Origin of the sequence: Bartonella sp. SD1336NMGDW (assembly GCF_042193565.1) — a bacterium.
Taxonomy (GTDB): Bacteria; Pseudomonadota; Alphaproteobacteria; order Rhizobiales; family Rhizobiaceae; genus Bartonella; species Bartonella grahamii.
In genome coordinates this window covers 1-642 of the sequence record NZ_JBHILW010000091.1, presented here as the reverse complement: position 1 = coordinate 642, position 642 = coordinate 1, and the positions used below count along the sequence as shown (strand labels likewise).

2 pseudogenes are annotated in these 642 nt (G+C 36.1%); both read left to right on the top strand.

Annotated features, from left to right (window positions below):
* A pseudogene (locus ACFIKH_RS09320) lies at positions 1 to 207 on the top strand (hypothetical protein); the annotation flags it as partial.
* Between the two features lie 112 nt (positions 208 to 319).
* Positions 320 to 642, top strand: a pseudogene (locus ACFIKH_RS09315) (hypothetical protein); the annotation flags it as partial.

Sequence of the window (642 nt, the reverse complement as noted above, 5' to 3'; positions counted from 1 at the left end):
AAGGCTATTATTTATGATAATGCCTATGTTTATGACAATGCTAGGGTTTATGAAAACGCTCGTATAGCAAATAACGTGCATGTTTTTGAAAATGCTCATATTCATGGAATTGCTGTTATTCGTGAAAATGTCGGCGGGTCTACTAAAATAAAAACCTATACTGAACGTCTCTCTCCTTATGGTGAATTAGAGATTGTCTGGGTCTAATCAATAAAGCAGTGTAAATGGAAGTACAGGTGCAGCGGGGGCGCCTCTCTTTCAAATTTTCCCATTCCAAATTTTAGCAAATGTTTATCACATTAGATTGTGAGGGTCTTCTATGTGCAAAAAATACGAATTAACCAGTGAAATCAAAAAAATCAAACATGCTCTTACTCGAAATATTATAAACCTTTATCGCATTAAAGCTTTAAAAGATTTTGATGATGTAAAAGCAGGGTCTTTAGGCGGCTTTATTGAAAAGGAAGCTAACCTATCCCATGATGGCAATTGCTGGGTCTATGATGAGGCTTGTGTCTACGGTCATGCAAGAGTGTATGATGATGCAAAAATACGCCATTATTCTCAAGTCTGTGGTCAAGTTTATGGCAATGCTGAAGTCTATGGAAAAGCTTTTATCTCTCAATATGCTAAAGTTTATGA